A 13,887-nucleotide genomic window follows, 5' to 3' on the forward strand; every position below is an offset into this window, starting at 1 on the left:
ATTATCAATTTTTTTCGACGCTCGTCTGTTTCCCCAACAATTCATAGCTATTGTAAAACTCTTAAAATCATTCTTGTTTGTATGCTTTTAGTGCCTGTAACTCATCAGGCTCAAAAAAGAAAAAAGAATACAAAAGAACCAAATTTAAAGCTTACTGATTCCTTATTTCATGGATTACAATGGCGAAATATTGGCCCGTTTAGAGGAGGTAGAAGTGTTGCTTCTACCGGAGTTATAGGTGAGCCTCATACCTACTATATGGGATCTACCGGAGGAGGAGTTTTTAAAACTACCGATGATGGTATTACTTGGAATAACATTTCAGATAAATTTTTTAAGATGGGATCTGTTGGTGCCATCACCGTTTCAGAAAGTGATACAAACATTGTAGTTGTCGGAATGGGAGAACATCCTGCACGTGGTGTAATGACTTCTATGGGAGATGGTGTATATAAATCAATGGATGCGGGAAAAACTTGGACTCATATTGGGTTAGAGAAAACACGTCATATTTCTGATGTAATTATTCACCCAACAAACCCAGATGTCATCTATATTGCTGCTCAAGGTGCACAATATGCTCCTACCAATGAAAGAGGAATTTACAGAAGTAATGACGGAGGAAAAACTTGGAAGAAAGTACTATTCGTTAATAATACTACAGGAGCATCTTCTTTATCCATGGATATGACAAATCCAAGAATTTTATACGCTTCTATGTGGCAACATCGTCGCTATCCTTGGATCATGGAATCTGGTGGAGAACATTCTGGATTATATAAATCTATTGATGGTGGTGATACTTGGAATAAATTGAAAGGAGGTTTGCCTAAAGATTTCGGTAAATCTGGAATATCTGTTTCTAGAGCAAATCCAGAACGAGTGTATGCAGTAATAGAAGCCGAAGGCGAAAAAGGTGGTGTATACCGTTCTGATAATGCCGGAAAAAAATGGGAACAAGTCAATAAAAACCGTGTTAATATAGCACGCTCTTGGTATTATATGGAGATTTTTGCAGATCCGCAGAATGAAAATGTGGTATACGTTCTAAATGCTCCAGTAATGAAATCTATCGATGGAGGAAAAAGCTTTGTAAATATTCCTGTACCTCATGGAGATAACCATCATCTGTGGATTAATCCACATGATAATACAAATTTGATCAATTCTAATGATGGCGGTGCAAATATTTCTTTTAATGGAGGAAAGAGTTGGAGCACACAACAAAATCAGGCTACTGCCCAGTTTTATCGTGTGATTACGGATAATTTGGTGCCTTATAATGTGTACGGAGGACAACAAGATAATACCGCAATTGCTATTGCAAGTCGTACCAATGATGCAGGAATTGATTGGAAAGATTGGTATTCTGTAGCTGGAGGAGAAAGTGCTTTTATTGCATTTGATCCGGACAATCCTGAAACTGTTTATGGAGGAACCTATCAAGGAAATATTAGTAAGTGGACAAAATCGTCTAGAGAACATAAATCAATCAAAGAATATCCTGAATTAGGATTAAGTATTGCACCAAAAGATTCTAAATATCGTTACAATTGGAATGCTCCTATCATTGCATCTCCCCATAATAGAAAAACTATTTATCATGCCGGGAATGTCGTTTTTAAAACAACAGATGGAGGAATCAATTGGACTACTATAAGTTCTGATCTAACAAAAAACCAAAAAGATAAGCATGGTCCTGGTGGAGGCCCATATACCAACGAAGCTGCTGGTGGTGAAAACTATAATACAATCACCGCTTTGGTAGAGTCTCAGCATCAGGAAGGAGTACTGTATGCGGGAACTGATGATGGTTTGGTACATATTACTAAAAATGGAGGTACTAATTGGGAAAATATTACACCTCAAGGTATTGCTGATGGTATTATCAATAGCATCGACATTTCTGAACATGATCCTGCGGTTGCCTATATCGTAATTATGAGGTATAAATCTTTGGATCTGAATTCTTATGTTTTTAAAACGAATGATTATGGTAAAACTTGGGTGAAAATTGTAAATGGATTGGACGACCCGAATGGTTTTGTAAGAGTGGTTAGAGCAGATAAAAAGAAAAAAAGATTGTTATATGCAGGTACCGAAACAGGTTTATATGTTTCTAATGATGACGGTGCACATTGGCAACGTCTAAAATTAAATTTACCCGTAGTTGCTATTAATGATTTGATTATTCAGGATAATGATTTGGTCGCAGCAACATCCGGACGTGGATTCTGGATCTTAGATGACTTAGGTGTGCTTCAAAAAATGAATGTAGAAAAGAAAAATATTCAATTATTTAAACCTAAAGCTAGCTATCGAATTTTTGGAGGAGTTTCTAAAGCCGTTGGTCAAGGACTCAATCCTAAAAGTGGAGTTACATTAGATTATTACTTAAACAAAGATGCAGATTCTTTAAAGTTACAATTAGATGTTTTACAAGGAACAAAAGTGATCAGATCTTATACGAATAAGAAGCAGAAAGATTTTAAAACTTGGCCTGGAGGTCCTGCTAAACCTGAAGTACTACCTTCCAAAAAAGGATATCATAGATTTACTTGGGACTTTCATCGAGAAGCGATTCCAGCCATCAATAAACTTTTTGTTTTTGGAGGACTTTCTGGAGCAAGTGTTGCTCCGGGAAAGTATACAATAAGACTATCCTTGGAGAAAGAAACCGTAGAAACAGAAGTAACAATTCTTCCGAATCCATCAATTCAATCAACTCCTGAGGATTTTGTAGAGCAACAAAGAATACTGGTAAACATAGAAAATACATTGAAAGATATGCATGAATCTGTTATTCAAATGCGTTCTGCAAAAGATCAATTGACCAAATATGCTAAACTTTTGAAAGAGGATGAGAAAGCTAAGACATTGATTGAAAAAGGAGAAGAATTACAAAAACGTATCAATACATGGGAAGAAAATTTGGTACAAGAAAAGCAGAAAACATTTCAGGATGTCATCAATTTTAATAATAAACTAAATGCACAGCTGATACAACTATTACACTATATAGATCAAGCAGATCCAAAAGTGACTAAAGGAGCAAAAGAACGTTTTAATGATCTTATGGGTGATTGGAAAGTGTATAAAAATGAAAGAGATGCTATTATTAATACTGAAATGAAAGCTTATAATGATCTATACAAATCATTAGATATTCCAGCATTAATTATTGAAAAGAATTAAGTAACTCTTAGAATTTAAACTTGTGAAATACGAAGATCATTTTAAACTATCTAATGAAAAAAGAGATACCTATTGGAAGAGTATTGGAGAACTTTTTTCAGATGTTGCAGGGAATCTGATAAATCCTTCTTTTTTAGGAGGGCCAAGATGGCCGTCCTTAAGGCAAGCTCATATTGGAATAAAAACAGCGAACGGAACGGTTATCGCTACTGATGGTTTGAGTGATCCCTATGATGACTTTGATACTAATGAAGAGAATCAAGGGTATAATGGTATAGGAATTGAATTATACGCAATAACAGATAATATATATACTGATATTCAACAGGTAATTGATTCATGGGAATTTAGTATTCTTAAACAAGTTAGTAATATGGCGGCTTTCAACCCAAATATATCGTATACTCTAAATGATTATACCTATATATCATCAACCATAAATGGAAATGGTTTACCAGAGATATTTTTAGGAGAGAATGGAGAAGTTGGCGTATTATTAGGATTAAAAAACAATGAGATTTCTGATAAAATCGCGTTAAGTATTGAAGAAATTTCGCTAGTAAGTGTAGTTGTTTTGACAAAAAATGAATTAGATCATATCATGAAAAATGGTGCAGATGGTAGAAAGGAAATTGCAGATAAATTAATAGAAAAAGGCTATTATAAATTATCAAAGAATCGGGAATCAGTGATATAAGTTTTATGAATAACAAAACGCCAAAAGATCTCTTGTTTAAGATAATTTGCTGAAAATCAATTTTCAATTGATGCTTTTAAGAAACTCTATAAAGTTAAATGAACACAATTAAAGTTATTATTGTACTTTTAAATACATTCAAATCATAATAGAAACTCATATGTGTAAGCTAAACTCTAATTATTTAGTTATTCTAGTGATTACTTTCTTACTAGTAAGTTGTAAAAAAAGTTCTGAAACAACAAATGCAAATGCGGATAAAGACAAAGAGTTAATTCAGAAAGCACTTGAAATTCATAGTCGTGTTCTAACACTGGATACACATGCAGATACTCCTTTACGGATGATACAACCAGGTTTTGATCTATCTGAAAAACATGACCCCAAGGAAACTGGTTCTAAGGTAGATTATCCACGCATGAAAGAAGGAGGATTAGATGGTATTTTCTTCGCAACTTTTGTGGCGCAAGATATTCGAGATGATGATGGTCATGGTAGAGCAAAAAATCTTTGTCTGCAAATGATAGACTCTATTATTACCTCCACAAAAAGAAATGCCGATGAGGTAGGTTTAGCACTCAATCCGGATGATGCTTATTCTCTTGAAAAACAAGGGAAACGTGCTATCTATATCGGTATTGAAAATGGATATCCTGTTGGTAATGATATTTCAAATGTTGGTTTATATTTTGAAAAAGGAGTTCGTTATATCACTTTGGTACATTCAGCTAATAATGATTTAGCAGATTCAGCTACTGATCCTAATGGACCTGAACATGATGGTTTAAGTGATTTTGGTAGTGAAGTTGTGAAAGAAATGAACCGTTTAGGGATTATGGTAGATGTTTCTCATGGAAGTGATAGTCTGTTTTACGATGCCATTTCTGTATCCAAAGCACCTATTATTGCCAGTCATTCTAATGCGCGAGTAGTAACCAAACACGATCGTAATATGTCTGATGAAATGTTAAAGTTAATGGCTGAAAATGGAGGAGTTGTTCAACTTACAATGCTAGCTGATTATTTACGTCAAGCACCACCGAATAAGGAAAGAGATTCTGCTGTTGCTGCACTAAGAGCTAATATGAAGCCTTTTGGTCAGATGACATTAGAAGAACAAACTGCTGCTAGAAAAGCTTTTGAAGAGCTCAATACGAAATATCCTGCTCCACCAGCTACATTAAAGCATGTAGGAGATCATATTGATCATATTGTAAAAGTAGCAGGAATTGATCATGTAGGAATTGGTTGTGACTTTGATGGAGGAGGAGGAATAGAAGGGGTTTTTGATGCTAGTGAAGTAATGAATATTACTATCGAATTGGTAAGAAGAGGATATACAGAAGAAGAGATTGAAAAAATTTGGGGAGGTAATTTGATTCGTGTCTTTAAAGAAGTACAGGAAGTTGCTAAAAAGATACAAGCTGAAGAGACCACATAAGTGAAAATTCTATGATCATGCTTCGATTGTTTGTATTTATAATTTTATGTTGGACAACTAACTCATTAAAAGCACATCCACTGAAGTTATCGTTATGTGAGATTGAGTATTCTTCCAAAAAACAAAAATTAACAATTAATCTTAAACTGTTCCTTACAGATGTGAATGAAGCCATTGTCTTTGATCCTAATAGTAATGAACTTGCATTCTGTCAACCTAACGAATCAGCAAAAGCAAATCAATTACTTCTTAATTATTTGAATCGATTTTTCTATGTCAAAGTGAATAATACCTTGGTAGAGCTGAAAATTAAAAATAAAAACCTAAAAGGAGAAGGAGATAATACAGCGCTTTGGGTATACTTCGAATATAATCAATCTACACCTTTAAAATCTCTTGAAGTTAAAAATGCAGTTTTTACAGACCTTTTTTTTGATCAAAACAATATCGTCTATGTTCATGTCGATGAAAAATCAAAAAGTTTGATGCTTGATAAAAAAAAGTCGGTTCATGAATTAAAGTTTTAGTATGGATTCTTTTGGTTTTTATATTCAATTAGGTTTCGAACATATTTCTGATTTTGCAGGCTATGACCATATGCTTTTTTTAGTGGCTTTATGTGCTATCTATAGAATTCAGCAGTGGAAGAGTATACTTGTTTTGGTCACAGCTTTTACCATTGGTCATAGTATTACGCTAGCTTTGTCATCACTCGATATCGTTACAATTCCATCTAATATTATCGAATTCCTCATACCTGTTACTATATTTCTAACAGCATTAAATAATGTCATAGGTTCAAATCCAGCAGATGATAACACCAAAATGAGAAAAAACTATGCCATGGCATTATTCTTTGGTTTTATTCATGGGATGGGTTTTTCAAATTATTTTAAGGCACTTTTAATGGATTCATCATCAGTAGCATTGCCCTTATTAGGGTTTAATATTGGAATTGAGCTTGGACAAATTTTGGTAGTGTTTTTTATTGTTGGTATAGCCTATTTGTTTTTAAATAAACTTGCAGTGAAACATAGAGATTGGAATGTTTTTATTTCAGGAGCTGCAACAGGAATGTCACTTATTTTTATACTGGAAAACAAGATCTGGTAAATACCTTTATTTCTAAAATTTTAAGTAATTCTGAATAAAAATGCCTGTTAATTAAGAAAACTTTAAAAGTCATCTTTTAAAATTTCTTGGTTTAGAATACCTTAAACAATTATATTTACGAGATCATCAATAACTCAAATAATGAAAAAAGTCCTTATTGTTTCTATAGTAGTGCTTTTAGCTGCCTGTCAAAAAGAAACAAAAAAAACTGAAAACCAAGTGCCAGTAACAGAATCAGAAAACCCGTTTGAGCAAGAATGGGATACACCATTTGGTGTGCCGCCATTTAATAAAATAAAAGATGAGCATTTTATGCCTGCTTTCAAAAAAGGTATGGAAGAAAACCTTGCGGAAATTGATGCCATTGTAAAAAATACCGAAGCGCCAACCTTTGCTAATACACTAGAAGCCTTAGAAAGAACAGGAAAGTCACTTACTAAAGTGCAACGTGTGTTTTTTAATTTAACAGGTTCAAATACGAACCCGAAATTGCAGGAATTACAGCGAGAGTTAAGCCCACTTATTTCTGCTCATTACGATAAAATAACGCTTAATGAAGATTTGTTCAAAAGAGTGGAAAGCGTGTATCAAGATCGTGAGAATCTTAAACTAACGGATGAGCAGCTTAAATTATTGGAAGATACGCGTAAGTCATTCGTTCGTAGTGGAGCTTTATTGAATAAAGAACAAAAAGCGAAGATTACAGAAATTAATTCAAAGCTTTCCGAACTTACAACAGCATTCGGTCAAAATTTATTAGCCGAAACGAATGGTTTCGAACTTGTTTTGGGTAAAGATGACTTAGACGGTCTTTCAGAAGGTATTATTGCAGCAGCTGCAGAAACAGCCGCACAGAAAATGGAAAAAGCCGAAACTGAAGAAGGAAGGGCAAAATACAAAGACAAATATGTATTTACTCCACATCGTAGTAGTATGTATCCGTTTTTAACGCAATCTAATCGACGTGATTTACGTGAGCAACTATACAAATCTTATGTACAGCGAGGTGATAATGATAACGAAACTGATAATAAGGAAATCGCTGCCAAAATAGCTAAACTACGTGCAGAACGCGCTCGGTTAATGGGATATGAAACACATGCACACTTTGTACTAGAAGAACGTATGCTAAAAACACCTGAAGAAGTTTATGATCTATTAATGCAATTATGGAAGCCAGCATTGGAAAGAGCAAAAGTGGAAGTTGCTGATATGCAAGAAGTCGTAAATAAAGAAGGACATGACTTTAAAGTAGCTGCTTGGGATTGGTGGCAATATTCTGAGAAGGTTAGAAAAGCTAAATACGATTTAGATGAAGCAGCGTTAAAACCTTATTTATCATTGGATAATGTCCTTAAAGGTGTATTTGCAACTACAAATAAATTATGGGGGTTAAGTTATACCGAATTATTTGATATTAATGTATATCATCCAGATGCTCGTGTTTGGGAAGTAAAAGATAAGGATGGAACTCACCTTGGTATTTTTATTGGCGATTACTTTACACGTTCCAATAAACGTGGTGGAGCATGGATGAGTAGTTTTAAAGGGCAATCCAATCTTGATGGAAAAGAACGCCCAGTTGTAGTGAATGTGTGTAATTTTCCTGCTCCTGTAGGTGATGCACCAGCATTACTAAGTTTTGAAAATGTAACTACTTTATTTCATGAATTTGGTCATGCGATGCACGGTATTTTAACGAATGTTACATACGGTAGTATGTCGGGTACATCTGGTCCTCGGGATTTTACTGAATTTCCAGCACAAATTCTTGAACATTGGGCAAGTGAACCTGAAATTCTAAAATCGTTTGCTACACATTATGAAACTGGAGAAGCTATTCCTGATGCATTAATTGACAAATTATTAAAAGCTTCCAAATTCAATCAAGGTTTTGCAAATACAGAATATCTAGCTGCATCATTATTGGATATGGATTGGCATACGATTAAGGCTGACGAAGATCTTAAAGATGCTGATGCTTTTGAAGAAGCTGCATTAACCAAAATTGGTTTAATTAAGGAAATAGCACCTCGTTATAGAAGTACTTACTTTTCACATATTTTTGCTGGTGGTTATGCTTCAGGATATTATAGTTATGTGCACTCAGCTGTTCTGGATTCAGATGGTTTTGAGGCATTTAAAGAAGCAGGAAATGTTTTTGATTCAGAACTTGCGGCAAAATTAAGAACACATGTTTATGAAAAAGGATCTACAGAAGAAGCAATGGAGCTATATAAACAATTCCGTGGGCGTCAGCCTAAAATAGATGCACTATTGAAAGTAAGAGGATTGGATGGTTCCACCGACTAATTCTTCTAAAGTTATATAGAAAGCGGCAAGGGTATTCTTGCCGCTTTGTTTTTAAAAATACCTATTGCTTGTATGAAGTATCTTAAAATTTTTATTCTCTTTATTTTCTTACATTCAAGTTTTGTGGCTTTCTCTCATGAGCAAGATGACCTTTTGATATTGGAAATAGAGCAAGGTGAACTTTCTTTCCAAGATGAACAAATGACAGCTGAATACAAAGCTGCTTTAAAACGCCAGCGTAAGCGCCAATTAGCAGCGATGCCTTGGTATAAAAGATTTTTCTTATTCGTCAAAGCAGGTGTTGTACATATCATCCCAAAAGGGTTGGATCATATACTTTTTGTGCTAGGCCTATTTTTTTCTAGTCTTTTTTTAAGACCACTGCTTTGGCAGGTAACAGCATTTACCCTTGCCCATACGATTACATTAGCATTAGCAGCACTTGGTTTTGTACAAGTGCCTTCGGATATAGTAGAACCTCTTATAGCACTTTCTATCGTTTGGGTTGCTGTAGAGAATTGTGTGTTTAAAAAAACGACCAAATGGAGACCATTTATTGTGTTTGGCTTTGGTTTACTACACGGTTTAGGTTTTGCAGTGGTGTTAAGTGAATATGGATTACCTAAAAATAACTTTGTGCCTTCTTTATTAGCCTTTAATATTGGTGTGGAATTAGGACAGTTATTGGTGTTAATTACCGCTGCAATACTTGTATGGTTTATGAAAAACAAAAGCTGGTATAGGAAACGAATACAGATTCCAGCTTCTCTAATGATTGCTGCAATGGGATTATTTTGGTTTATTGAAAGAATGTTGTAGCTGTAATATCAGTATAAATTTATTCTCTTTTTAATTATTCTTCAACTTAAAAATAGTACTAGCATAATTAATTTTTAAAAAAATATTCTTTTGAATGTTAACCTTTTTAAAAGAGTACAGATTAATAGTAAACAAAACTTTTTTAAAAATTAAATTATGAAAACTTTAAAAAGACTATTTTATTTTTCGTTTATAATTTCTTTGTCATTATGCATGTCATGCGAAGGTGAAGATGGTATGGATGGATTAAACGGGGAACAAGGAATACAAGGAGAACCTGGACAAGATGGAGAGGATGGAAATGCAAACGTAACTGGTGTAACAGTAGATCCTTTTCCATCTTGGACTTCAGGATCCTACCTAGGACAAGAGGCCAATTTTGTAGAAATTACAGAACCGTTATTAACAGAAGCAGTTGCTGATGATGCTTTAGTTTTAGTCTACTTCCAACTTTTTAGTAGTAATATTTGGTATCCTATGACGTATGCATTTCCTTTTGATAATGGTAATGAAGAAGTAATTACGTATACCTATGAACCAGATTTAATTACCGTTTATGCGCTTTCTACTACAGGCCCATTAAATGCTAGTATCTCAAAAGTGCGTTATTTTATTATTTCTTCGAACGATGCATCTTCAAGAAGTGCTACTTCTGTAGAAACTAAAATGCAGAATTTACAAGATAAAGGTATTGATATCTATAGCTATGAAGAAGTAGCAAACTATTTTAACCAGAGGTAAATTATTCTTTATATACAAAATGTTTAAAACCGAGGTATGATATATACTTCGGTTTTGTTATTTAGAACCTTAGAATGTAATAGTATTTAAAATTGAATGTATGATAAAATGATTCTCAAAGGGAAGTTTATAACCCTTTAATAACAGAAGCAATTGACATCTATAGCATATGAATAATTACCATATAAAAATCATAATTTGTGCTGTTTTAGATTTTAAAAATAAAAAAGGAATAGTAAGCAATAGAATGACATACAAAATAACATTTGACATACGATTTTTTGATACGAATTCGTTACTTTTAAAGTCGTATACTTTTTCTAACCTTAAAGACCACTGCCTTGAAGATTAAAAAATTCTGGAAACGAATTTTAGTAGTACTAATCTTAGCCCCAACTTTAGTAATAGGAGGCCTAATGCTCTATATTCAAAATAACCAATCTGAGATCATTCAAGGAGAGATAGCAAAACTAAATAAAGAACATAAAGGTCTAATAAAAGTAGGAGAAAGCGAATTATCTCTTTTTAGCAACTTTCCTTATGTTTCCATAAAAGTGTATGATGTTCAAATTTTTGAAACCAAAGAAGAGGATGCTTCCACTATTATGGATGTAAAAGATATCTATGTGGGTTTCAATCTTTGGGATATAATAAAAGGAAATTATGATATTCAGTCATTGGTGATAGAAGAGGGAGTTTTTAATATTGTGATTCATGAAAACAATACCACCAATATTCAAAATTCTTTAGCAAGTACTTCTGAAACCGAAGCATCTTCTACCAATATTCATCTAAAAAAAATTAGATTTAAAAGCTTGGATATTCACACTTTAGACGAAGCAACAAATACAGATGTAGAAAAGTTTATGTATGCGGGGACTGGTGGTTTTAGCCAGAAAGAGAATGAGATCGCAGGACATATAGATACTCATTTTGAGTTAAATGTAATCAAAGACGGAGATACCACTTTTATACATAATAAACATTTTGAAGTACATACAGATGTAGTATTTAATGAAGATACAGGTATTTTAGATATATCACCTTCAGGTATTGTCATGGAAAATGGAGATTTTGAGTTAGAAGGATCCATAGATACAAAAAATGATGTGGATCTCGACCTTTCTATAAAAGGAACAAAACCTAATTTTGATATGCTGATTGCTTTTGCTCCAACAGATGTCATACCAGTTTTAGAAAAATACAGAAATGCAGGTGAGATCTATTTTAATGCAAAGATCCAAGGGCCTGCAAACAAAGGAAACAGACCTTTTATCAAGGCTAATTTTGGAGCTGGGAAAGCTTTTTTAGAAAATACTAAAAAAGCTAAAAAGATTGATAATATGGGGTTCAACGGTCATTTTACAAATGGTGAAAATCGGGATACTAGCACCATGGAATTTTCGCTTACAGATATGACAGCATCTTTAGAAAAAGGCGAATTTAAAGGTTCCGTTTTTGTGAAGAATTTTGACTCACCAGAAGTCGATATGCAAGTCAATTCTAATTTTAATTTGGACTTTATCACAGAATTTTTTGAACTAGAACAAGTCCAGAATGCATCTGGTGAAGTTTCCTTGAAAATGAATTTTCATGACATTATCGATATCGATAATCCTGAAAAGGCATTACAGAAACTTAATCAAGCATATTTTGCAGAATTGATCATAAAAGACTTGAGTCTAGAAGCTAAAGAACTTCCTGCTCCTTTACACGATTTGAATGTGAATTTAGTAATGAATGGTAAAGAAGCGAATCTTAACCAATTTGAATTGGCGATTGGAAAATCGGATTTATCTATAAGTGGTTTTCTTTCAGATTTACCCGCCATTGTACACCATACTGATATTCCAGTAGATGTTCATTTGGATATTAGTTCTAATACATTGGATATTGCTGAATTAACTCGCTTTTCAAAACAAGATACTATCCAAAGAGGTTTCGACGAAGAAGTCAAGGATCTAAGCTTAGGCCTTTCATTTAAAGCTTCTGCAAAGGATTTTACAGAATCTAAATATTTACCTAAAGGCGAGTTTTTTATTGATAACCTATATGCAGATCCAAAACATTATCCACATAAGTTACATGATTTTCATGCAGATGTATTGATTAATAACAGAGATCTAAAAATAGTGGATTTTACAGGCTATATAGATGATAGTGATTTTCACTTTGATGGGTTGATACACGATTATGCCTTTTGGATGCAACCTGAACTTAATGGAGATGTGGATTTAGATATCAATCTTACTTCTAAAAAGTTGAGATTAGAAGATGTCTTTTCGTACAAAGGAGAAAATTATGTTCCTGAAGAATACAGACATGAGGAATTTGATGAGTTGGCATTACATTTTGGCTCTAGTATGCATTATAAGGATTCGTCATTGCATTCCATTGATGTGGCTTTAGATAAGTTGGATACTAAAATGAAATTACATCCTCTACGCTTTGATAATTTTAGAGGCAATATTCATTATGAGGATGAACATATTGTGATAAAAGATTTTCATGGAGAAATTGGAGCTACTAATTTTAATCTTGACCTTAACTACTATCTAGGAGAAGATCAGGATATAAAGAAAAGAGATAATTACCTAGCTGTAAAAGCAAATTATATAGATTTTGATGCACTTTTTAAGTTTGATGTAAATCCACCAAAATCTTCAGAAATTACAACTTCAAAAACAGCTGATGTAAAAGAGCACGCAGAGGCTTTTAATTTATATGAATTGCCCTTTACCGATATGCAATTTAAGGCTGATATAGCACATTTTATCTATCATAGAATTGATCTTCAAAATATCAAAGCAGATATAAGAACAACTCCTAATCACTATATTTATATAGATACCTTAAATATGGATGCCGCCGGAGGAAATATAGCATTAAATGGATATTTTAATGGTAGTGATCCCAAACATATCTATATGCGACCAGATTTGGTAATGACCAATGTAGATTTAGATAAATTACTTTTCAAATTTGAAAATTTTGGGCAAGATCATTTGGTTTCAGAAAATTTACAAGGAAAACTTACTTCCAGAATCAAAGGAAAGATAAGAGTGTACCCAGATATGGTTCCTGATTTAGATCAATCTACAGTAGAAATGGATGTGAAAGTACTAAATGGGAGATTGAAAAATTATGATCCAATGTTAGCGCTATCGGATTATATGGGAGATAAAAACTTGCAGAATATACGATTTGATACTTTACAAAATAACTTGGATATCAATAAAGGAAAAATCAATATTCCCGCAATGACTATTGAATCCACTTTGGGGCATATGGAGTTATCAGGTACTCATGATAGCAACCAAAATATAGATTATTATGTGCGTATTCCCTGGAAAACGGTACGAAAGGCTTCTTGGCAAAAACTATTTGGGAATAAAAAGGATACAATCAATACAACACAGCAAGAAGATGAGATTGTAGAAGTGGATCCTAATGAAAAAATAAAGTATCTCAATCTAAAGATTAAAGGAAGTATCGATGACTACAAAATCTCATTAGGTAAGAAAAAAGGAAAGTAGTATTTGAATAGTTGGCAATCACTTAATCAGCG

General features: G+C 33.4%; 9 protein-coding genes. All 9 read left to right on the forward strand.

The window, feature by feature from the left end:
* Positions 1–81 precede the first annotated feature (81 nt).
* The 9 genes from GBO31_RS05780 to GBO31_RS05820 all read left to right on the forward strand — a co-directional run bounded on the left by GBO31_RS05780 (position 82) and on the right by GBO31_RS05820 (position 13,855).
* The gene (locus GBO31_RS05780) at positions 82–3,195 is read left to right on the forward strand and encodes a VPS10 domain-containing protein (protein WP_219007379.1); all 3,114 of its coding nucleotides are present in this window, start codon (positions 82–84) and stop codon (positions 3,193–3,195) included.
* A gap of 22 nt (positions 3,196–3,217) precedes the next feature.
* Complete coding sequence (locus tag GBO31_RS05785; RefSeq protein ID WP_219007380.1) at positions 3,218–3,892, forward strand: suppressor of fused domain protein; 675 nt, start codon at positions 3,218–3,220, stop codon at positions 3,890–3,892.
* 160 nt (positions 3,893–4,052) lie between these two features.
* Complete coding sequence (locus GBO31_RS05790) at positions 4,053–5,333, forward strand: dipeptidase (RefSeq protein WP_219007381.1); 1,281 nt, start codon at positions 4,053–4,055, stop codon at positions 5,331–5,333.
* A gap of 17 nt (positions 5,334–5,350) precedes the next feature.
* Positions 5,351–5,860 carry a DUF6702 family protein gene (locus GBO31_RS05795; RefSeq protein WP_219007382.1) on the forward strand — a complete coding sequence of 170 codons (510 nt, stop codon included), beginning with the start codon at positions 5,351–5,353 and terminating at the stop codon, positions 5,858–5,860.
* Position 5,861: 1 nt separating this feature from the next.
* Positions 5,862–6,446: a HupE/UreJ family protein gene (locus GBO31_RS05800; RefSeq protein ID WP_219007383.1), complete on the forward strand. Its 585-nt coding sequence runs from the start codon at positions 5,862–5,864 to the stop codon at positions 6,444–6,446.
* Positions 6,447–6,587: 141 nt separating this feature from the next.
* Positions 6,588–8,759, forward strand: a complete 2,172-nt coding sequence (locus tag GBO31_RS05805) for a M3 family metallopeptidase (RefSeq protein ID WP_219007384.1) — start codon at positions 6,588–6,590, stop codon at positions 8,757–8,759.
* A gap of 72 nt (positions 8,760–8,831) precedes the next feature.
* Positions 8,832–9,578, forward strand: coding sequence for a HupE/UreJ family protein (locus GBO31_RS05810; RefSeq protein WP_219007385.1), 747 nt, complete (start codon positions 8,832–8,834; stop codon positions 9,576–9,578).
* Between the two features lie 156 nt (positions 9,579–9,734).
* Positions 9,735–10,319 (forward strand): hypothetical protein, encoded by a 585-nt coding sequence (locus GBO31_RS05815; RefSeq protein ID WP_219007386.1) that lies wholly within the window; start codon positions 9,735–9,737, stop codon positions 10,317–10,319.
* A gap of 341 nt (positions 10,320–10,660) precedes the next feature.
* Complete coding sequence (locus GBO31_RS05820) at positions 10,661–13,855, forward strand: AsmA family protein (RefSeq protein WP_219007387.1); 3,195 nt, start codon at positions 10,661–10,663, stop codon at positions 13,853–13,855.
* The last annotated feature ends 32 nt before the right edge of the window (positions 13,856–13,887 follow it).

It is taken from the genome of Aquimarina litoralis (assembly GCF_019295435.1).
Classification (GTDB): domain Bacteria; phylum Bacteroidota; class Bacteroidia; order Flavobacteriales; family Flavobacteriaceae; genus Aquimarina; species Aquimarina litoralis_A.